General features: G+C 65.5%; 18 protein-coding genes. 4 read left to right on the forward strand and 14 right to left on the reverse strand.

Annotated features, from left to right (window positions below; all coding sequences use genetic code 11):
* Positions 1-61 precede the first annotated feature (61 nt).
* From ATSB10_RS11475 to ATSB10_RS11535, 13 genes are all read right to left on the reverse strand, one after another.
* The gene (locus ATSB10_RS11475) at positions 62-1249 is read right to left on the reverse strand and encodes a right-handed parallel beta-helix repeat-containing protein (protein WP_169816715.1); all 1188 of its coding nucleotides are present in this window, start codon (positions 1247-1249) and stop codon (positions 62-64) included.
* Positions 1250-1899: 650 nt separating this feature from the next.
* On the reverse strand, positions 1900-3171 hold the full coding sequence (locus ATSB10_RS11480) for a glycosyltransferase family 4 protein (RefSeq protein ID WP_236886411.1): 1272 nt from the start codon (positions 3169-3171) through the stop codon (positions 1900-1902).
* A 66-nt stretch (positions 3172-3237) separates the two neighbouring features.
* A complete protein-coding gene (locus ATSB10_RS11485; RefSeq protein WP_063672950.1) occupies positions 3238-4407 on the reverse strand; it encodes a right-handed parallel beta-helix repeat-containing protein in 1170 nt (389 codons plus the stop codon).
* A complete protein-coding gene (locus ATSB10_RS11490; RefSeq protein ID WP_083966193.1) occupies positions 4404-5888 on the reverse strand; it encodes an asparagine synthase-related protein in 1485 nt (494 codons plus the stop codon). The genes ATSB10_RS11485 and ATSB10_RS11490 overlap by 4 nt, the downstream gene beginning before the upstream one ends.
* Positions 5885-7366 carry an asparagine synthase-related protein gene (locus ATSB10_RS11495; protein ID WP_169816716.1) on the reverse strand — a complete coding sequence of 494 codons (1482 nt, stop codon included), beginning with the start codon at positions 7364-7366 and terminating at the stop codon, positions 5885-5887. The genes ATSB10_RS11490 and ATSB10_RS11495 overlap by 4 nt, the downstream gene beginning before the upstream one ends.
* A complete protein-coding gene (locus tag ATSB10_RS11500; protein ID WP_063672953.1) occupies positions 7363-8418 on the reverse strand; it encodes an EpsG family protein in 1056 nt (351 codons plus the stop codon). Before ATSB10_RS11500 ends, ATSB10_RS11495 begins: the two co-directional genes overlap by 4 nt.
* Before the next feature lie 25 nt (positions 8419-8443).
* Positions 8444-9247 carry a glycosyltransferase family 2 protein gene (locus ATSB10_RS11505; protein WP_169816717.1) on the reverse strand — a complete coding sequence of 268 codons (804 nt, stop codon included), beginning with the start codon at positions 9245-9247 and terminating at the stop codon, positions 8444-8446.
* Positions 9248-9348: 101 nt separating this feature from the next.
* Positions 9349-10566, reverse strand: coding sequence for a polysaccharide pyruvyl transferase family protein (locus ATSB10_RS11510; protein WP_063672955.1), 1218 nt, complete (start codon positions 10564-10566; stop codon positions 9349-9351).
* Positions 10563-11546: a nitroreductase family protein gene (locus tag ATSB10_RS11515; RefSeq protein WP_063672956.1), complete on the reverse strand. Its 984-nt coding sequence runs from the start codon at positions 11544-11546 to the stop codon at positions 10563-10565. Before ATSB10_RS11515 ends, ATSB10_RS11510 begins: the two co-directional genes overlap by 4 nt.
* Positions 11543-12886 carry a lipopolysaccharide biosynthesis protein gene (locus ATSB10_RS11520; protein ID WP_083966195.1) on the reverse strand — a complete coding sequence of 448 codons (1344 nt, stop codon included), beginning with the start codon at positions 12884-12886 and terminating at the stop codon, positions 11543-11545. The genes ATSB10_RS11515 and ATSB10_RS11520 overlap by 4 nt, the downstream gene beginning before the upstream one ends.
* A gap of 2 nt (positions 12887-12888) precedes the next feature.
* Positions 12889-14316, reverse strand: a complete 1428-nt coding sequence (locus ATSB10_RS11525; protein ID WP_083966335.1) for a UDP-glucose dehydrogenase family protein — start codon at positions 14314-14316, stop codon at positions 12889-12891.
* Positions 14317-14368: 52 nt separating this feature from the next.
* Positions 14369-16594: a polysaccharide biosynthesis tyrosine autokinase gene (locus ATSB10_RS11530; RefSeq protein WP_063672958.1), complete on the reverse strand. Its 2226-nt coding sequence runs from the start codon at positions 16592-16594 to the stop codon at positions 14369-14371.
* A gap of 23 nt (positions 16595-16617) precedes the next feature.
* Positions 16618-17004, reverse strand: coding sequence for an arsenate reductase/protein-tyrosine-phosphatase family protein (locus ATSB10_RS11535; protein WP_236886412.1), 387 nt, complete (start codon positions 17002-17004; stop codon positions 16618-16620).
* A 767-nt stretch (positions 17005-17771) separates the two neighbouring features.
* Here ATSB10_RS11535 and ATSB10_RS11540 point away from each other — a divergent pair.
* Complete coding sequence (locus ATSB10_RS11540) at positions 17772-18869, forward strand: polysaccharide biosynthesis/export family protein (protein WP_063672960.1); 1098 nt, start codon at positions 17772-17774, stop codon at positions 18867-18869.
* Here ATSB10_RS11540 and ATSB10_RS11545 read toward each other — a convergent pair.
* Positions 18866-19210: a Rieske (2Fe-2S) protein gene (locus ATSB10_RS11545; RefSeq protein ID WP_063672961.1), complete on the reverse strand. Its 345-nt coding sequence runs from the start codon at positions 19208-19210 to the stop codon at positions 18866-18868. The genes ATSB10_RS11540 and ATSB10_RS11545 overlap by 4 nt on opposite strands.
* Positions 19211-19288: 78 nt before the next feature.
* Here ATSB10_RS11545 and ATSB10_RS11550 point away from each other — a divergent pair, with 78 nt between their 5' ends.
* The 3 genes from ATSB10_RS11550 (at position 19289) to yedA (ending at position 21471) form a co-directional block, all read left to right on the forward strand.
* Entirely contained in the window at positions 19289-19570 is a 282-nt protein-coding gene (locus tag ATSB10_RS11550; RefSeq protein ID WP_063672962.1) for a hypothetical protein, read from the forward strand.
* 76 nt (positions 19571-19646) lie between these two features.
* Entirely contained in the window at positions 19647-20546 is a 900-nt protein-coding gene (locus ATSB10_RS11555) for a methylated-DNA--[protein]-cysteine S-methyltransferase (protein ID WP_063672963.1), read from the forward strand.
* A gap of 31 nt (positions 20547-20577) precedes the next feature.
* On the forward strand, positions 20578-21471 hold the full coding sequence (yedA, locus tag ATSB10_RS11560) for a drug/metabolite exporter YedA (protein ID WP_063672964.1): 894 nt from the start codon (positions 20578-20580) through the stop codon (positions 21469-21471).
* The last annotated feature ends 34 nt before the right edge of the window (positions 21472-21505 follow it).

Genomic DNA, 21505 nt, shown 5'->3' on the forward strand with positions numbered 1-21505 from the left:
CAGCAGGCCGAACGAGGCTCCGGTCGGAGCCATACCGCACGCACACCGCCTGCGGTAGCGCTCAGGGCTTCGGCGACAACACGTTGGAGGCCAGATAGATGCCGCTGGTCGTGCTGTCGATGCGAAGGTCCCGAGCGCTGCTGGTAAGGGTATAGATGGACTTGTTGTTGGCGTAGAACCAGCGCGTACTGTTGTAGTTGATGGTGTTTCCGGTGATCTTCACGTCATGCGTGGTGGATGTCACGGCGACGCCGTCGAGGCCGTTCTCAGCAATGGTGTTTACGGCAATCCAGGCCTTGTAGGCCCCCACGCTCAGGATGCCAAAGCCATTGTTCCGCTTGATCGTGCTCGACTTCACTACCAGGCCGCTCACGTGGTCGTGCAGCTCGAGCCCGTTACCGAGGTTTCCGGTCATCGTGCTTGCTTCGATACGGACGTCCTTGGAGTTGCCCTGTGTCGACGGTTCGATGTCGATTCCGGCCTGAGGCGCCGTGCCGTTCGAATTGAGGAATGTACTGTTGACCACGTACGCACGCGCCACCGGTCCGAACGACAGACCCTGCCGGCGATTGTTGCTGGAGGACACCCGATTGAGCGTCACGTCGGAGGAGGGAACCGCGCTTCCCGGCGAACCAATGGCTCCGACGTAGATGCCATCGCCCCAGCAGTCGGACACCTTGAGGTCGTGCACATACACCTTGCTCGACGCCAGGATGTCCAGACCCATGCCCCACTCACCCGCCGTGCCGACATGCCGCACCCGATCGCCGACGATCTGGCCACCACTGATTTCCACGTCGGTCAGCTTCCAGGCCTTCACGACGTAGTAGCGCGATTGACTGTTGGGGAACGCAACCAGTTGCGCGGCGACATCCATCTTCAGGCGAGTATGCGAGCGCAGGCTGATCGAGCGGGTGGCATCGATCATGTAGCGACCGGGCGGTACCACGATCGTTCCGCCCGTGGAAGGCAAAGCATTGATGGCCGCCTGGAACGCGGCGGTGTCGTTGTGCACCCCATCGCCAAGCGCACCGGCGTTGCGAACATTGATCGTTGCCGCACCGATCGTGAGGCTGGGCGTGGGGGTCCACCAGTTGGTGGCGGATGCCGGCAACGACGTGCTACCCAGCAAGAGCGACAACACCGCCAGCAGTGCATGAAGCGGCGCTTTCCGTCTTGAGCTGCGACGACGGACGGAAGGACTTGCCAGGGGGCGGCAGATCAGGGGAACAGCAAGGGAACGGATCATGGACGTCTCACGAGAATGATGGGTAGGTACGTATCGCGTTTTCACCATGCCTTAATCGGTCCGTCGGGGAATGTGTTCGGGAGCACGCAATGGAAACTCTTTAAATTGTTGATATTAATTAATTTGTCACCAAAAGATCGGTAGTGGCCAGGGCGTCCCGCACCGCCGCTATGCACTCTTGCGTGCCCCGACGGGTTGCCGGAATCGATCGGGCCGAATGACCGGCGTGGCCCGGGATGGCGGTGCGCGGCGCCACTTTGGCAAAGGCGGTTGGCGCTCGGAGACGCATGCGGCAATCGCTTGCCCGACACGCCGACACGCCGCTCTCCCGCGACTGGCAAGGAGGGATCGACGCCAGGGTGCGGGCGTCCACGCTGTCTGGAGACATTGAAGGCCTGGGCGATCGGCGTCGGAGAAATCGTCGGCACGACACGGACGCGAGCCAGAGGTTCGACAAGTGATCGTGCAACGCCGGCGATGCGGCGCACCCTATGGGCTAAATGCATGCGATGTGTGAATCACGCACGGATAAACCGGCAGTGCCCATGCGCCAGCCCTGGCTGCGCCTGGGCTCAGGCTGGATGAACAGGCGCCATCCGCGGTGATTTTCGGCGTCGCGGTGGTCGCTACCACCGCGTCCGCCGAGTCCGTTACGGCATCGGACGAACCGTCGGTCGCGTTGCCGACGGTGCCGGACGCAGCAGTTCCCGGTAGACATCGACCGTGCGCTGGATCACCAGCTGTTCGTCGAACTCGCTCAGCGCCCGTTGCCGTGCGCGCGCTCCCAGCCGCGCCAGCAATACGCGATCATCGTCCAGCTGGGCGATGCGATCGGCCAATGCACGGGCATCGCGGACCGCGACATGCAAGCCATCGACGCCGTGGTGCGTCACCACTTCGCGGCACCCCGGCCGATCCGTTGTGATGATCGCCAGGCCGCATGCTGCCGCCTCGATCAGGCTCCTGGGAACACCCTCGCGGTAGTAGCTCGGCAGCACCATCACCTCGACCTCGCGAAGCAACGCGGGCATGTCCTCGACATGCCCGAGGCAACGCACCAGTCCCTCACGGCCCCAGCGCTTGACCTGTGCCTCTTCGACCGATCGCGGATTGCCCGGATCCGGAGTACCGGCGAGCAGGAATTCGACCGACCGCCCCTCCCTCCGCAGCAGCGCGGCGGCATCGACGTATTCCTGCACACCCTTTTCCCAAAGCAGACGCGCCGCGAGCAGCACGCGCAGGCGGCCGTGTACCGGCGAGTCCGACGCGACCGGTGTGAAGCGGCGCACATCGACACCGGAGCTGCGAATCACCCTCACCCGGTCAGCCGGAACAAGGCGCGCGGCAGCGAATGCCGTCGCGTCGTCAGGATTCTGCAATATCAGCAGTGAGCGCGGGCGGTCGAGGCTCAACCGGAGCAGCCAGGACACCAACGGGCGTAATACGCGCGCCTTGGTGCGGTTGCTGGTGAACACGTAGCCCATGCCGGCCACCGCGTTCACCACTGCCGGTACGCGGACCACCCGGGCCGCCAGCGCACCGTAGATCGCGCATTTGAGCGTGAAGTTGTGCAACAGGTCGGGGCGTTCCCTGCGCAGGGCGGAGATCAGCGCGAACAAGGTGCGTGCCTCGCGCACCGGGCCCAGGCTGGCACGGTCCATACTCAACGTTATCCAGCGCAGGCCGCTGGCCGCGAAGCGTGCTCCGAACGGACCCGGTGGCGACAGCATCACTACCTCATGGCCATCGGCCTTGAGGCGTAGCGCGGTAGCCAGCCGGAAGTTGTACAGATACCAGTCGGTATTGGCGAAGAAGACGAATTTCACGGGTGATGCCTCGTGTTGAACGCGCACTGGAATGGCGTGCGCGCTGCGATGCATCGATTCGGCCGTTTTGTGTGCGGGGTACGTGCTGCCCGGCATGCGAAAGGCAGCCGGTACCGGAGGCCGGCAAACGCGCCGACCGGCACCGGCCAAAGAAACGTCGAACTAATCGATCATCGTGTTGTTTTGCAGCACGACAGAGCGCGCCTCGCCCAGCACCTGGACGTTGCGATCACCGTGCACTGCGGAGGCCCCGGACAACGCCCGCGCGATGCGCTGGAGCGATCCGCGGAACAGGCGGGTGCCATTGCCACTGAACGTGTTGTGCTCGATGCGGCTGTCGCGGACACCCTCGCGCACCAGCAGGCCGGCCAGGCCGTTTTCGTCCACCGTGTTCCGATGCACCTGGCCGTCGCGTGCATCGACCAGCAGCAAGCCGAATCCGTGATTGCCAGCCACCGTGTTATCTACCAGGCGGAAACCCGACACGCCGCCGAGCAGGCCGTAAACCTGAATCCCGCTGCCCCGGTTGGCCGATACCGTGCAACCGCTGATGAGCACGTCCTGTGCACCCATGCGCACCGTGCCGGGCTCCACGTCGATGCCACAGCCGGGTGCAGTGCCGCCGTTGCCGATGAACTGCGAGTCGATCACCGACACGCGGCGGGCGGAGGTGATCGAAAGGCCCTGGCGGCGATTTCCACCGCAGCGCACCCGGATCAGTGTCACATCCTCGGCGACGACCTTGCCGCTTCCTGCACCACGATCGAAGATCGTGCCGATCGCCATGCCGTCACCCCAGCAGTCGTCGATCCGGAGGTCGTGCACATGCACGTCGCGTGCACCCAGAATGGCCACGCCGTGCCCCCACTCGCCGGTGGTACCGAGGTGCCCATTCCGCTCTCCGACGATACGGCCACCGCTGATCTCGACGTCTTGCACGTCGCGCACCAGCAGCACGTAGGAGCGATCCAGCCTGTTGGGCATCGCGATCAGTTCAGCGCCGACCTCCATCCGCCAATGCATGTGCGAGCGCAGGCGGACGGATCGCGCCGCGTCGATCCGGTATCGGCCCGCCGGCACGATGATCGTGCCTCCAGCGGCCGGTAGCGCATCGACCGATGCCTGCAGCGCGGCGGTATCGTCATGGGAGCCGTCACCGAATGCACCGTGAGCGCGCACGTCGACCGTGCTCCCGAAGAAGGCCGGATCGGTCATGGCTGCCGTGGAACCCACCCGGGAAAGTACCGGCCCGATGGCCAGCCACAGTGCGCGCCGCAAGAAGTGGCGGCGGCCGAGGGACAGTGCCGGATCCGGCCTGACGGGCACATTCATGCGGGTGGCCCGCCTGATCCAGAAGCGTCATGTCGAAGACCGGCCAACCAGGGAAGGATGATGGCGAGCAGATAGAACTTGGAGGCGAAGTACTTGTTGTCCATCCGTGAGCGATGTCGCTCCAGCCACTGCGGCGCGCCCGGAAGCACGTCCCGCGCCTGCTGCGCGAACGCGTACACCTGATCGAACCGCCGGCGTGCCAGGCCACGGATATCGAAGCGGAAGGAACCTTTGGTGTTCACGTAGGGAAGCTGGCCGAAGCGTTGTGCGATGTGCCGACGCACCAGCATCTTGTTGGTCTGGCCTGGACCGATAAGCAACTCGTCCGGCACGGCATGCATCACCCAGTCGCGTAGTGCCTCGTCGCAGTAGGGGTAGGCCAGGCGCAGGCCCGCCGCCGCGGCAACGTATATGCCCTTGCCGAAGACGGCCGGTTCGATGACGGTGACGGAAATGCGCCGGCGCGCCTCGGCCGAGGCGGCTGCCGAGATATCGGCGCGGAACAGCTCCAGCCGCTGACGCGAGCAGTCCGCGATCGGGCGGCCGAACAGGGTATCCACCTCGATGTCGGTAAACCGCGAGCCGGGATAGAAGCGCTCGAAGCCGTCCATCTGCAGCGTGCCGAGTACGTAGGCCAGCGGAAAGCTGCTGCGTACCAGGCGCGACTCGAACAGGGCCGGCGCGAGCCGAAGCCTGCACGCCGCTGCGGCCAGCAACCTGCCACGCCAGGACACCGGCAAGCCGAAATAAGTGTCCGAGCCCAGCCCGTCCAGCAGGCCGTCGCCGCCGGCCTCAGCCACATGGGTGACCAGATCGCAGTAGGACAGCATGGCGAAATCCGCGGTCAACAGCGGCATCGCCGGCACCATCGCCAGATAGCGGTCATAGGCGCGCGCCGGGTCGCAAATGAGCGATGTATGGCGGAGGCCGAGCTGACGTGCCACGCTTTGCGCTGACTCCAGTTCGTCCTCTTCGTCGCCTCCCGCATAGGTGACGCATACGGTGACTGGGCTGCGTTCCGCGACCGCCATCGCCAGCGACGTGGAATCTTTGCCACCGCTCTGCAGAAGCCACGGCGAGTCCATGCCCCTGACTGCGCGCACGACGCCATCGCCGAGCAGCCGGTGATAGGTCGCCACCAATGCGTCGGTGTCCACCGCGCCGATCATCGGGCGGTCGGGAACCGACGCAGACTGGTACGGGAGATGGAAGCGCGGAGCCGCGTGGAGATCCTGTCCCGGCGCGAAACCGGTGAATGCAACCTTGACGTCTCGATAGACCGAATGCGGTGGATAGACAAAGCCATTGCGCAGCAGATCGGCCACCGACACTTCGTCGAGCGCACCCACCCCGCCGCGATACTCGCCCTGCACGGGTGAGAAATCCACGCAGGCAAGGTACGGTGAGGCTTGGACCTGCGCGGGCACGCCCAACTTACCGGGTGAGACGACGGCAGCTTGCACGAGGGGAGATCCGCTCATGACGCACCGCCGTTATGCGCGGACAGGTCATCCGCCGACGCGGCACGAGCCAGCAGCCACGGCAGGATGATCGCAAGCAGATAGAACTTCGACGCAAAGTACTTGTTGTCGAGCCGATCGCGGTGGCGTTCCAGCCAGTCCGTCGCACCGGGAAGCTGCGTCTTCGTATCCACCGCGAAGGCGTGCACCTGATCGAAGCGCTTGCGGGCCAGATCGACCAGATCGAAGCGGAAGCACCCCTTGTCTTTCACATAGGGTAAACGCTGGAAATGGCGGGCGATATGCTCACGCACCAGTACCTTGTTGATGCCGCCGGGCCCGATCAGCAGGGCGTCGGGCACCTCCCGGAAAATCCACTGGCGCAATGGCTCGTCGCAATACGGGTACGCAAGCTTCAGGTCCAGCGCGCCGGCGATGTAGAGGCCCTTGCCGAATGTCGCCGCCTCCAGGATCACCGCCGCCAGGCAGCGGCGTGCCTGCATCGTCGGCGCGGCAAGGACCGCGTCGCGGAACAGCCGAAGCCGTTGGCGGGAGCTTGCCGCAACAGGGCGCCCGAACAGTGCGTCGACCTCGGCATCGGTGAAACGCGAGCCAGGGAAGAAGCGCTCGAAGCGGTCCATCTGCATCGTGCCGAGCGCGTAGGACATGCGAAAGCTTGCGGCCACCGGGGCCGACTCCAGCAGAGCATGTGGCAGCGGCAGGTGCCATGCCAAAAGGGCCTTGAGCCGCTGGCGCCAACCTGTCGGCATCCCGAAATACGGATCCGACCCCAATGCATCAATGACCCCGTCACCGCCGACTGCAGCCACTGTGCTGGCGAGGTCCGCGTACGAAAGCGTGGCAAAGTCGGCCGTAAGCAGCGGCATGGCCGGCATCATCGCCAGGTAGCGGTCGTAGGCACGACCGGAGTCGCATACCAGCACCTCGTGGCGCAGACCCAGCCGCTGCGCCACGAAGCGCGCCGAATCCACCTCGTCTTCCTCGATTCCGCCGAGGTAGGTCACGCAGGTGGCGTCCGGACGGACCTCTGCCAGCGCAATCGCCATCGAGGTGGAATCCTTGCCCCCGCTCTGCAGGAGCCACGGCGCCTTCATGCCATTCACAGAGGCCGCTATCGCCTCGCAGAGAAGCCGGTGGTAGCGCATGACGGTCTTTTCGCGATCGATCTCGCCAATCAAGGGTCGGGCGATGGCCCCCGCCAGCTGATGCGGAGAACGGAACCGTGGTTCGCCATGCAGGTCCTGCTCCGGTTCGAAGCCGGAGATGGCCACCTTCACCTCATGGTAGATCGAGTGCGGCGGATACACGAAAGCGTTCCGCAGCAGGTCGGCCAGCGACACAGCGTCCAGTTGCAGGCCGGGATCATGCACCCGGCGAAGCGGCGAGAAATCCAGGAGATGCGAGCCGCCCCCCGCAATCATCTGGATGCGGCCGGGGAATGCAGCTGTCCGGGCACCAGGATGGACCGAGGCGCTCACAGCAGCACGCCCGCTCTGACGTAATAGACGAACACCATCGTCGATACCAACAGCCCGCTCCACAGCACCAGCGGATGCCGCAGCAGTGGCGTGCGTGCGTGATAGAGCATCGCGCCCACCATGAATGACACCGATATCCATGGCGCCAGCAGATAGCGATTGGAATAGTTGCCCCAGCCGACCACAAAGAAAGGAAGCAGCATGACTAGGTATACCGCGGTGCCCCGGCGAATGCGCTCACCGTAGGGCTCGCACAGCAGGCGTCCTAGGACGAAGGGAACCAGGTACCAGAAGATCGAGAACGCGGCGAAGTCCGGGCGCACACCCGCCCGGTACGCGGCGCCCGAGCTGTAGCCCATCACCGCTGCGTACGCCGAGGGCAGCCCGATCCGGACCAGCAGCATCGACAGACCCGAGACATAGGCCAGGAAGGCCACGCCGGCGATCGCCTTCTGCATGCGTGGGCCAAGCAGCAGCACCGGGGCGAACAGCAGGTACAGGAGCATGGAATAGTGCAGGCTGGCGGCCAGCACGCCGAACATCGCGGCGCCCCGCCACTGCAGCCGCTGGAAGGCGAGCAAGGCCGGGAATACCAGCATCGAGGCCAGCCCCTGGCGCACCGCATTGATCGAGCCATTGACGAACATCGGCGAGAGGAACAGGCACATCAGCGATACCGCCAGGAACGTCAGGTAGTCGCCTCGCATGTCGAGATAGTGGAAGTACCTTCGCGCCGCTGTCGCCGCAACCAGCAGCGAGAGTGCAAAGAGGCTGCCTTGGTAGGCAGCCACGCTCATCCCGGTGGCGCTCAGCGCACGCGTCACCAGCACGAAGCCCGGCTCGAAACGGGTGTGCACCAGATGGTCGCGCATGGCCAGGAAGAAGCCCGCGTAGACATGGGTATCGGTGCCGACATCGAAACCGCGGACGGCAACCACCGCATCGGCCACGAGACAGGCCGCGAGGATCAGCAACGCGCCAAGCACCCACCGCGCGTTGGCGACACTGACATCACCGTGCGCCGGAACCGACGCGGTCGCGCGCATGCTCATGACGGGCCACCATGTGCTTTCGCGCTCATGCGTCACGCCCCTTGCCGGCACGCCGTACCGCAGTGAGCGCCCGTCGTCGGGCGTAGCGCGCCAGTCCGAAGAGATGGGCGACCAGCCACTGCCCCGAACCCAGCAGGCTCTGTCGACGCAACGCACGGCGCACGTCCACCGCCGCCATGTACATCGCCGAGAGGTCGCCGCTGAGGCCGCCGGCACCAAAAGGCTCCTTGTGCCAGGACGCGAGCACCTGGTTGATCCGGGCGCAGCGATGCCCGGAGAGCAGGATCTGTGCCCACAACATGAAGTCCTCGGCACGCCAGCGGTTTGCGTCGAAGCGGAACGGCAGGTCGCGGCGCAGCACGATGGAGGCGGTGGGAAACGGACTGCGAAGCTGGAGCAGATGGCCAGCGACCACCGATACCTTGAGTGGATATGCGAGCGCCGGAGGCGGTGCCGAGCGCGGTTGCACGTTCATCCGGTGCGCCAGCAGCGCGATCGAGGGGTCGGCGTCCAGCACCTCCATCTGCAGCTTCAATTTCTGCGGATGCCAGCTGTCGTCCGCATCGAGGAAGGCGATCCACGGCTGCGAGGCGTGCTCCCAGCCGAGGTTGCGGGCGCCGGAGGGACCGCCGTTGCGCGGCAGGCCGAACACCCGGATCCAGCCTGGCGGATAGTGCGCGGCCAGCGCCTCCAGCCGGGCCAGCGTGCCGTCGCCGCTCCCATCATCCACCAGCAGCATCTCGGCCGGCGGCAGCGTTTGTCCCGCGACCGACGCCACCGCGGCTGCGATCGTGTCAGCGCAGCGGAAGCACGGGACCACCACGCTCACGGGCGCCACGGGAGCGGGAGCGCACGCGGCGGCACGGGCGTGCACCGGGCATGGCGCGATCCTTCGCGCGGCCGTCGGGGTACCGCCGGGGCGACGGCGGTTCATACGCGACTCGCCACGATGTCTGCGAGGCGCATGGCGGCGGTGCATGCGCCCGTCTGGAGCTCCCCGACGCGCGTGGCGAGCACGGCGCGGAGTGTGTCCTCGCGGTCCATCAGGCCGCCCAGTGCTGCGCGAAGGCTCGCCGTCGACACCTTCGTCGTGGGCAGCACCATGTCCTCGTTGCCGAAAAGGTCGCGATTGATGCCGCGTGCCTTGATGCTGTAGGCGATCGACACCGTAGGCACGCCGCTGGAGAGCGCGGCGATGGTGGCATGGGTGCGGGCGCCGATAAAAAAGCGCAGCTTCCCGATCACGTACTTGCTCTGCGCAGCGTTGAAGGTCGATGGCATCATCGTCACCGACGGGCCCAGGTTGGTCAGCAGCGATTGCATGTAGTCGGCGTCGCCGCCGCGGTTGTCGCCGCTGAGGGCATTGACATGGGGAACCAGCAGCACGCCAAGACCGTGCTCGGTCACCGCGTGGCGAATCAGTTCGGCTACCGCGGCAAGAATGTCCTGGCCCGGGCGCCGGTAACGCTCGATCAGCTGGCTCACGTTGAGTCCAAGCACACCGTTGGAGTTGCGCGGCCAGAACGGCTGCACCTCCACCGGCTCGGCCATCAGGGTGAATGCCGGATCGGGCATGCGGATCACGTTGCCCAGCTCCAGGGTCTCGGTGAGATAGGCATGGCTGACCGATTCGCGCACGGCAACACAGCGCATGCGAGACAGGTGCCGACGCATCGATTCGACCAGTGCCGGTTCGCGTTCGAAAGGGCCGACCGAGCCACCCCAGAGCATGACCGGCTTGCCCAGGTCCATAGCGAAATGGTCCAGGGCCATGATCGGCGAGGGGATGCGATAGTCGAGCGAGTAATTGTCGCCGCCTACGGCCAGCACGGCGTCGACGCTGGAAAGGTCCCGTCGCAGCCGGTCCGGCATCGGGAATGGCCACCCGGCACGCTTGAGCAGCGGCAGGGGTAGACGCTGCAACTGCACCCATGCCCGCGCCTGGACCGGAAGGTAGGCCGGTACGAAGCGCACCCCGCTCGCCTCCGCGTCGCGCCACTGCGCACGGTCGGCGGCGATATCGACCGAGGGCACCAACACCTCGATCTTGCCGAACTGGCCGGCGAGCAAGCCGACCGTGCTGCGCACGATCGCCTCGCAGCCGCGGTTGCCGAAGGTGCGCTGGCCGGAGAGATAGAACCGCTTCATGATCGGGTATCCAAGTGGGTGAGCACGCTCTCGAGCGGCCGCCGCGCCGAGTAGCAGACCTTTAGGTGTTCGCTGGGGTATCCGACCGCCAGCATCATGACTAGCGTGTGCGCCGGAGCGATCGCCACGTGCCGGCGCAGGCGTCGGTCGTCGCCCGCGCCGCGACTCCAGTTGAGGCAGCACGCCCCCATGCCAAGCGCATGCAGCGCCAGTACCATCGCCATCGCGAACATGCCGCCGTCGACCCAGTGCTGGAAGCGCTCGCCATGGGTGTCGAACGCGCGCAGGTCGGTGGTGATCAGTAACAGGCAGGGCACGTCCTGGCCAAAGCCCCTGTTGCCGTTCTGAAGGGCCAGGGCGCGATCGATGCCTTCGCGCGTATCCAGTTGGTATACGTGCCAAGCCTGCCGGTTGCATACCGAGGGCGTCTTCAAGGCCAGGCGCACGGCGCGTTCGATCAGCTCACGGGGAACCGGCCCGGGACGGAAATCGCGCACCGAGTGACGACTGAGGAAGAAGCGCTCCGGATTGTCCAGTCGACCTGCCAGCAAGGCCTCCGCACTGCAGGCGATCACCCCGCCGGCCAACGAATCGATCCGGGTGCGGTCGAGGAATGCGCCGACCCGTTGCGCGGTGCCACCGCCGCCATCGGAAGCCGCACGGAAGTCCCCCAACACCTTGATGCCCACGGTCTCGTGGTAGCCCGGCACGCCACCCTCGACACGGCGGCGATCCAGCAATCCGACCAGGTCACCGGCGGCATCCCATCCCGAATCCGTGCGGCGGCCGCGAAAGCTCAGGCTTTTTTCTAGGCGGTGGTAGATCTTCACCGCCTTGTAGTCGCGCTTGTTCGCATCGCCGCTTCCGCGCCAGCCGCCATAGCGGACGAAGCGCGAGAAGTCGTAGCCGAATCCGGCCATCGCCCACAGCAGGTTGCGGAAGGGTCGCAGAGCAACCTTGATGCGTCCGCCCGGGTTCATCGCGGCCGGTCCTGCGCCGGGTAAAAGCGGCGCACTCCCGCGACCAGCAGGAGCAGCATCGCCAGCTCACCCACCACGGTCGCCACGGCGGCGCCGCGCGCGCGGTAGGCCGGAATCAAACACGACGCGAGCACCACCACCAGCAGCGCGCAGAACCCCATCGCGACCACGCGGTAGCGCATGTGCCGCTCATTGAGCAACGCCGAGCCGACACTGGTGGAGAGAAAGCGCAGCGGGATGCATGCGGCGAGGATCATCAACACCGGCACGACCGGCCGGTACGCCGGCCCGAACGCCAGCGGCACGCCCCACGGCGCAGTGGCCACCATCAGCAGGGCCAGCAGAACGCCTCCGGCCAGCATGGCCCGGTTGCCGTGGCGATAGATCCGCCAGAACGTCGCCGGATCGTGGACCGCCCAGCGTTGCTGCTTGGACAGCAGGAATTTCTGGTACAGCGTGGCTGGAATCAGGTAGATCGCCGACATCACCGCTAGTGCGATACCGAAAATGCCGGCCTCGGTGTTGCCATCGAAGTACTTCACCAGCACGGTGCCTGTCTGGAAAAAGATCGGGTACAGGGTGGCCGCCAGGCCAAACGGCCATGCCTGCGACCACAACGAACGCAGACCCGGCGGGCGGGCAGCAGGAGTGATCCGGAACACTCCACCGTACGGCCGCGCGCCGTGGCCCTGCAGTGCGAGCCCCCCATGCAGCATGGCCCTGAGCTGGGGGGCGCCCAGTGCAGCCACGCCCAGCGATATCGCGCCATAGCCCACCGCTACGCCAGGACTGCCCATACCCGGCGCGATCAGCAACAGCAGCGCGACCACGAGGCGGCCGCCCGGCGTCATCAGTTGCCACAGCGCCAGCGCGCGGTGGCGCTCTTCCAGCCTCAACTTGCTGCTGATCAGGGCAGCGACCAGCACACTGCCCACCACTGGCAACATCACCAGCAGCATCACCGTAGCGTCAGGCGGCGCGAGGACAAGCGCCCAGGCGACGATGATCGCCATGGTCAGCGCGGTCGTGATGCCGAGGAAGCGGACGGACGGAAGCAACCAGCGGTTTGCGTGCCAGCCTTCGCCGCCATACACCCTCAACCAGAACTGCGCCAGCCCGAAGCCTGCCATCGGTGCCACCATGCCGACCATTGCCAACGACGACGCGAACAGCCCATACGAAGCAGCGCCCAGCGCACGCGCCAGAAGCATCTGGGTAAGGAACACCATGGCGGCGCCCGCAGCGGTGGCGAGCCACAACATGGCGATGGCACCCAGTGCGTTGCGCCATGCCTGCGACAGGGCGGTCAGCGGCCAGCGAGGTGTAGCGAGCGAAGACATGCTTAGACCATCGTCGCAGCGACGGTGGATGCCGGCCGGCCGGCATACGTTGCATAAACGTTCGCTGCCGGCAGCGGGGCGGTCGATACCGGTAACACCAGCAGCGAGCGGCCGCGACCGATGCCGTAGTACGCCAGGCCGGCCGCTTCCACCTCCGCCGGTTCGTAGAGATTGCGGCCATCAAAGATCGCCGGCTCCTTCAGCGCCAACCGGATGCGCGCAAAGTCAGGGCTGCGGAACAGCTTCCACTCGGTCACCACGACCAGCACATCAGCACCGTCCAGCGCCTGGTACGGCGACTCGCAGATCACGAGATCGGCGCGTTCGCCACAGCATTCGCGCGCCTGGCTGCCGGCTTGCGGATCGTAGGCGCGTACACAGGCTCCCTCGTCCCAGAGCGACTGCATGAGCGCCAGGCTGGGGGCCTCGCGCATGTCGTCGGTATCTGGCTTGAACGACAGGCCCCACAGCGCCACCGTGCGCCCGGCGAGCCGTCCATGGAAGTGCCTGGCGACCAGCTCGAACAGCTTGTTCTTCTGCGCGCTGTTCACGGCTTCGACCGCCGCCAGGATGCGCGGTTCGTAGCCCTGGGCCAAGGCGGCACGCGCGAGCGCCTGCACGTCTTTGGGGAAGCACGAGCCACCGTAACCGGCACCGGCGTAAATGAAATGGTGGCCAATGCGCGGGTCCGCACCGATGCCCCGCCGCACCTGCTCGATGTCAGCCCCGACTCGCTCGGCGATGTTGGCCATCTCGTTCATGAGGCTGATCTTGGTTGCCAGCATCGCGTTGCCCGCGTACTTGGTCAGCTCCGCCGATCGCGTGTCCATCTCCAGTACGCGTTCGTGGTTGCGATTGAACGGGGTATACAGAGCGCGCAGCACCGAGATCGCACGTCGGCTTTGGCTGCCGAGCAGAATCCGTTCCGGTCGCAGGCAGTCCTCGACAGCCTCGCCCTCCTTCAGGAACTCGGGGTTTGCCACGACATCGAAGAGGACCATCGCGCCACGTGCGGTGATGGCCCGCGCGATCTCCACCTGCACGCGATCAGCCGTGCCCACCGGCACGGTCGACTTGATCACCACCACGGCACGATGCGTCAGGTACTTCCCGATGGAGCGCGCCACGGCAAGCACCTGACTCAGGTCCGCGCTGCCGTCGGCAGCCGGCGGGGTCCCGACCGCAATGAATATCACCGTCGCCGGAGCGAGTGCCGAGGCGGCATGTGTGGTGAAGTCCAGCTTGCCTGCGGCCTGATTGCGGACGACCAACTCAGCCAGACCCGGCTCGTGAAACGGCATGCGCCCCAACTTGAGACCGGCGATGCGATCGACGTCGACGTCGATGCAGGTGACTTCGTTACCCACCTCTGCAAGGCAGGCGCCGGTCACCAGGCCGACGTAGCCGGTGCCGTACAGGGCGATCTTCATGGTCATGTTGAATTCCTGGGATTGGCGCGTCGTGCTGGCGACGGCTAGACGGCTAGACGGCTGCGGCCGTGGGGGTGGGCGGCTCGGCATAGGTGTAATAGGCGTATGAGTAATAGCCTGCGCTGCGCTTCTCGACGGCATTGAAGACGGCGCCCTTGATCGATACACCGTTTTGCTCGAAGCGCTGCTTGGCCAGGGCGATCGCACGTGCCTGGTCAACCCCAAAGCGCACCACCATCAGGCTGGTTCCGGCATGCTGCCCGATCACCGCGGCGTCGGTGACCGCCAGGATCGGTGGGGTGTCGATAATGATCAGGTCGAAGCGCGCCCGCAGCTTTTCCAGCAGCATCGCGAAGCGGGGGTGCATCAGCAATTCGGATGGATTGGGGGGGATCTTGCCGCGCGCGATGAAGAACAGGCTGGGTACGCCTTCGACATTGCGGATGGCGTGCGGCGGATCGAGCTGGCCGCTGATCAGCTCCGACAGGCCAGCCTCGGCACGTCCGCCAACCATGCCATGCAAACTGCCCTTGCGCATGTCGGCGTCAATCAGCAGCACGCGCTGACCGCTCTGGGCGACCAGGACGGCCAGGTTTGATGCCACAAAGGTCTTACCGGCGGAGGGGCCGGCACTGCTGATCATCAACAGGTTGTTCCTCGCTTCGATGCGGGCAAAGTGCAGGCTGGTGCGCAGGCTGCGGAGGGCCTCGGTCGCCAGGTCGCCCGGGTAGCGCAGGGCAAGCAGCTCTTGTGCTGGATTGAGTCGCCGGCGCCGGTTGTGTGGCTGCGGCATGCGGGCCAGTTCGGTGCATGGAACGGACGCGTAGACCGGCAGGCCGAGGCGCTCGATCATCGCCGGATCTTCCGTACCGCGGCTGACCAACTGGCGCAGGAAGACCAGACCTACCGCCAGCAGGGCCGCGAGCGTGGTACTCGCAACCACAACCGGCAGGCGTCGTGGCCATACCGGCTTTGCGGTGTTGGTGGCGGCATCATCGATCACCCGTACGTTGCCCACCGTCCCTGCGCGGGCAATGTCCAGCTGCTGGGCCTGATTGAGCAGGCTGGTGTAGGTCTGGTTGCTGACCTGCACGTCCCGGGCCAGCCGCAGCAACTGCTGCTGCGTGTCCGGCAGCACGCCCACGCGCTTTTCCAGCACATTGCGCTGGCCCTCCAACTGCGCAATCTGCTGCGCCAAAGCCTTGTACGCAGGATGCTCCGGGGTGAAGTGGTGCTGCATGTCGCTCATCTGCATGCGCAACTGCGAGAGACTGGTCTCGCTGGCGACGATCTGGTCGAGCAGGCCTTTGGTCTGCAGCGTGATATCGACCGAGTGAGCCTGGGTCTGGAACGTATTCATAGCCACCGTGGCCTGTTCGAGTTCCATCCGCACCTTGGGCAATTGAGCACGCACGAATGCCAGGCTGTTGGCAGCCTCCGCCGAGCTTCGGTCGACGTTCTGTCGCACATACAGTGCGCTGATCTGGTCAAGCAGCCGGGTTGCCAGCAACGGATCGTCGCTGCGATAGGTCAGCTCGATGATCCCCGAATCCTTGCCCTGCTCCACCGCAACCAGGTGGTCCTGTAGTCGGGCAATGGTGTCCAGGTGCGAGTGGCGTATCACGGTAAAGCGGGTGCCCGGATGGGCCGCAAGCGTCTTCACTTCCATCACGATGCCGTTCGCGGAGGCCGTGCGCCCTACCCGTCCCTTCAGCAACTCGTTGCCGTTGTCGTCCTGCAGCGTGTACGCCCCCCCCTCGCCGGCCACGAGGTGCAGCGGCTGCTCGATCAGGGCCGCCGGAACGTCAAGCCGGAAGATGTCGAGCCGCGATCCGCCCCAGCCGTAACGGGCGAGGCCGAAGCGCGACGGTGCGACATCACCGGGCGCGGCAGGGACGAACCGGCGCGCGACGAAACCTCCGACGAGTGGCATACGGTCCACGGTGATGTCGACGTCCAGCCCGAGGTTGTCCACCGCCTGCCCCACCACCGTGCGCGAGGTCAGCAACGCGATCTCCGTGACGGCCTGCGAGGTCGAGGCACCAAGCGTCTGGCTCAAGTCCTCGAGGCCGGGCAAGCTGGGGATCTTTTGCTCCACCTGGACGACCGCACTGGCCTCGTAGATCGGCGTGGCCAGCACCACGTACGTCACGCTGGCCACGAAGAAAAAGGCGGTAACGCCAGCGATGAGCCACTTGTGATCGAGCAAGGTACCGACGATCGCTCGCAGGTCGATGTCGTCGTCGCGACCGGCTGAAAAGCTTTGACGGGTGCTCATGGCAGCGTGTCCGAGGAAAGGGGTTACAACAGGTATGGCAACCAGCTATCCACGGCTTGCTCGATGCGAGCGTAGACCTGGGCGAAAACCTCACGTGACTCGAGGTACGGGTCCGGAATGTCGGTGGCTTCCAGCCATTTGCCGATATGGAACAACTTGCCGCGGGTCTCTGGCGCCAGTCGCGCAACCGCTGCGAGGTGCACACGCTCCATCGCCAGCACCAGTTCGGCTCCGTGCAACATCCGTCGATCGAGCTGGCGTGCGCGATGCGCCGAGGCATCGATTTGATGCTCGTGCAACAACGTCAACGCATGCATTTCGATCGGGCGACCGGCCAGCGCCCCCAAACCAGCACTTGCGACCTGTACCTGACACGATGCAATCCGCGCCCGGAACAGGAATTCCGCCATGGGGCTCCGGCAGACATTTCCCACGCAAATCACCAGAACGTGCTCGAACACTGGAACGCACACCCCACCACCATGACGATCACAGCAAGCGCATTTGCGCAATCGCGACCGGTTAGGAAAATTTTTGAAATCGGAAAATGACGATGTTCAATTCGACATCCAAAGCGGTGGAAATGGCTCCAAGAGTGATTCGAGGGCAACTCTACTCTTGCTTTTCTTCAAATCATCCATTTAGACGATAAATTCATCTCGATGACGGAAATTTTTAGTATCGAACACGCCGCTGTCACGATTTCTTCTTGAATCAATGCGGGAAGTCATGAAGCAGAAAAAAAAAACCCATACGCCAAGGACATCTTCGGCACGCATGGTCGTTCCCGAGCGTCTTGTCCTGGCGTGGGACGCACAAGAATCTCCGAACCTGCACACGCGCTTCACCTGAGTGATCACACTGGTTCGTCGAATATACGTTTTCTTCGCGCCTCATTAGCGCCATGACGCGCCTAGTGGAGCCCAGCAGAAAATGCATCGCACGAAGCGTTTTAAAATCATCCAGAGGGGCAATTATCGCGACCACAACGCTCAAGTACACATGTCCGAATGGCAATTCATCCAGCACCGGACATGCCACGAAAGTCAATCATTAAGATCGACACTGGAAAAATCCATGGATTTCCGATCCTAATGGCCAGGACGCTACCGCAAACCATCGTGAAGAACGAAGGTTATGACATCACCCCCGTCATCCAGCCCGGAAGGCCACTCTCATGAAACGTACGTGCTTCCTAGCGTTGGCTATATCCGCCACGCTTTTGCAGGGCTGCGCCATGGTCCCCGGGCAACACTTTTCGGCACGCGCCCTGAATCGCGGTGATGATCCCGAAAACAGCCATGTCGTGTTGTTGCAGATCACTCCTGCACTGCTCGCGACCGCGGCCACCTCCGCACGGACCGTGCCGACCGCATTGCTGGACTATCAGCCGCAGGCTTACGTGCTTGGTCCCGGCGACACGCTGTATATCACGGTCTGGGATCACCCCGAGCTGACCTCCCCAGCCGGCTCACAGCAGCAGACCGTGGCCAACGGACGCACGGTGCGTCCAGACGGAACGCTGTTCTATCCCTACGTGGGCACGATCAAAGCGGCCGGATTGACCATCGAGGAACTTCGCCAAGCCATCAGCCGCAAGCTGGCCGAGTTCGTCAGCAAGCCGCAGGTCGACGTCAGCGTGACCGGCTATGGCAGCCAGCGCATCACCTTGGCTGGAGCATTCACGCATACCGATGCGCAACCCGTCACCGCTGTACCGATGACGCTCGCACAGGTAGTGGGAAGCGCAATGGTCGATAGCACGCTCGCGGACCTGTCGGATCTGGTACTTACCCGCGACGGCAAGGATTACCACCTGGACCTCAACGCACCCGGCAAGGGCCCTAACGCGGTACAAGGCATCTATCTCAAACCCGGCGACCGGTTGTTCCTGCCGTACAACGACAATCACGAAGTCTACGTCATGGGGGAGGTGCTCCGGCCCCAGGCGATCACGTTCAAGACCAGCGACCTGACCCTCACACAGGTGATCGGGCGCGCCGGAGGCCTGAATCCGGTCACGGCCGACGGCAAGGCCGTCTACGTGATCCGTGGAGTGGCCAACCTGGCCCGCGCGCCGGCCACCGTGTTCCACCTCAATGCGCACTCGCCTGCCGCGTTCGCGCTGGCCGACGATTTCAAGGTGCGTTCCGGCGACGTGGTGTTCGTCGGTGCTTCCGGAGTGACGCAGTGGAACCGCGTGCTCAGCCAGTTGCTGCCGCTCTCTGGCATCGTTGGCAATGCTGCCCTGACCAACCAACGGATGGGCTTCTAGTCGATCAGGCAGACCTCGCCGTCCACCACCCGCACCGATACCCGGCGCAGGCTCTGGCCCCGGCACGGGCCGCCGATGCAGGCCCCGCTGACCGCCATGAAGCTGGCCCCGTGCGCAGCGCAGACCAGCGCCCCCTTGCTCAGCAGGAACTTGCCGGGCGCCCAGTCCAGCCGGCGGCCGGCGTGCGGGCAGATGTTGAGGTAGGCATGCACCGCTTCGCCGAAGCGCAACACGATGAGATTCTCCTCGCCATCCGGCAACACGGTATCCACCGCGATGGCTTCCCCGTCGGGGATGTCCTCGGTGCGGCAAATCGCGCGGAGGCTCTCGTTTCTATCCATCGGCACTTGTGTCACGTTCGCGGAGGCCTCATCGTTGCACGCGTAAGTCGTTGATTTTACCACACGGATTTTTAACACATGCGTTTCGTCCTGCCCGCTTCGCGTCGCGCCCGCCATCCGCTTGCCCGCGCCCTCTCGGTGCTGCTGGGCCTGGCCGTGATCGGCGTGCTGATGGTATTCGGCCTGGTCGTGGCCGGTGTGCTGCTGGTCGGCGGCCTGGTGTTGCTGGCGGTCCGTCAGTGGAAGCTGGGCTCCTCGCGCCCGGCCGCCGCGGGTTCGCGCGCATCGCACCATGCGCAGACCATCGAGGGTGAATTCGTGGTGCTGCGCGACAGTCGCAACACCGCCCACTCGCACTGACCCCGCGCGCAAGATCCGGATGGCGCCGGCGCAAGGCGCAGCGCTAGCCTGAGCGCATCCTCCCACGGATGCCGCCATGCCCACGACCCGCACCGACGCTGCGCTCGAAGCCGTCCGCGCCCGGATCGAGCAATCCGACGAACTCCCCACCCTGGCCACCCTGGCCACGCAGGCCGGACTGAGTCCGACCCATCTGCAACGGGCCTTCCGCCGCCGCTTCGGCGTGAGCCCGGCCGAATACCATCGGGCCCGACGCTTCGACCAGCTGCGCCGCTCGCTGCGCGAAGGTCAGCCGGTGAGCGACGCCGTCTACGCCGCCGGATTCGGTTCCGGCAGCCGGGTCTACGAACACAGCGACCGCCTGCTCGGCATGACCCCGGCCAGCTATCGCTCCGGCGGTGCCGGAGCGCACATCCGCTACACGATCACCCACACTCCGCTGGGTCCGATGCTGGTCGCTGCGACCACCCGCGGGCTGTGCTCGGTCACGCTGGACGACGACGAGGCCGCACTGGAGACCCGGCTGAGGCGCGAGTTCCCCCACGCCACCCTCGAACGGGTGGAGGCCGGTCGCGAGGAATGGCTCGACGCGGTGATCGCCCATGTCGCCCACCAGTTGGGCTGGAGTGCGGCCGAAGCCCCGCAGCTGCCGCCGCTGGACGTCGCCGCGACGGCATTCCAGTGGCGGGTCTGGCAGGCGCTCACGCGGATCCCGGCCGGCAGCACGGTGAGTTACGGCGAACTGGCCGCCGGACTCGGCATGCCGCGCGCGGCGCGGGCCATCGGCAACGCCTGCGGCAGCAACCGGTTGGCGCTGGTGGTGCCTTGCCATCGCGTGGTCCGTGAGGATGGCAGCGCGGGTGGCTGGCGCTGGGGCGTGGAGCGCAAGCAGCAGTTGCTGGAGCGCGAGCGTGCCGTCACCGGCCTCGGAAATGGCAGCGGGAGACCTCGTTCCGCACCGCGCTCTCGTCGATAATCGCGCGTCCCCTCCCGAGCTCGCCCCCGACATGTCCGACATTGCCGCGACCCGCGGTCACGCCGACGAACGCGTGCTGATCCCGCTCGCCCTGTTCGCGCTGTACGTGATCTGGGGCTCCACCTACCTCGCCATCCGCTTCGCGCTGGCAAGCTATCCGCCATTCCTGCTGGCGGGTGTGCGTTTCCTCGGCGCAGGCCTCGCGCTCTACGGCTTCCTGCGCCTGCGTGGCACCGCCGCACCGAGCCGTCGGCAGTGGCGCAACGCTGCCGTCACCGGTGTGCTGCTGCTCGGTTTCGGCAACGGACTGGTGTGCTTCGCCGAGCAGCGGGTGAGCTCGGGCATCGCCGCCGTGGCGGTGGCGAGCATGCCCTTGTTCGCCGCCCTGTTCGCCGGACTCTACGGCCAGTGGTCGACCCGCCGCGAGACGGTCGGACTGCTGGTGGGTTTCGTCGGCGTGATCGTCCTCAACCTGGGCAGCGGGCTATCCGGCTCGCGTCTCGGCGCAGTGGCGCTGCTCGCTGCAGCGATGTGCTGGGCCTTCGGCTCGGCATGGAGCAAGCGGCAGGACATGCCTGCCGGCCCGATGAACACCGCAGCGCAGATGCTGTGCGCCAGCCTCGCCCTGCTCGCGGTCGGCTTCGGCAGCGGCGAACGGCTGCCACCCCATCCCACCTGGCACGCCACCGCGGCGCTGATCTACCTGGCGGTGTTCGGCTCGATCATCGCCTTCAGCGCCTACCTCTACGTGCTGCGCCATGCCCGCCCGGCGTTGGCCACCAGCTACGCCTATGTCAATCCGCCGGTCGCCGTGCTGTTCGGCGTGCTGCTCGCAGGCGAGCACGTCGGCCCGTTCGACCTGGCCGGCATGGCGGTGATCCTGCTCGGCGTCGCGGTGATCACCCTGTCGCGGCAGCGGCGATGACATTTCGCCGCTGGCGGCAGCGAGCAGGCAGCGT

The sequence above is a fragment of the Dyella thiooxydans genome, assembly GCF_001641285.1.
Lineage (GTDB): Bacteria > Pseudomonadota > Gammaproteobacteria > Xanthomonadales > Rhodanobacteraceae > Dyella_A > Dyella_A thiooxydans.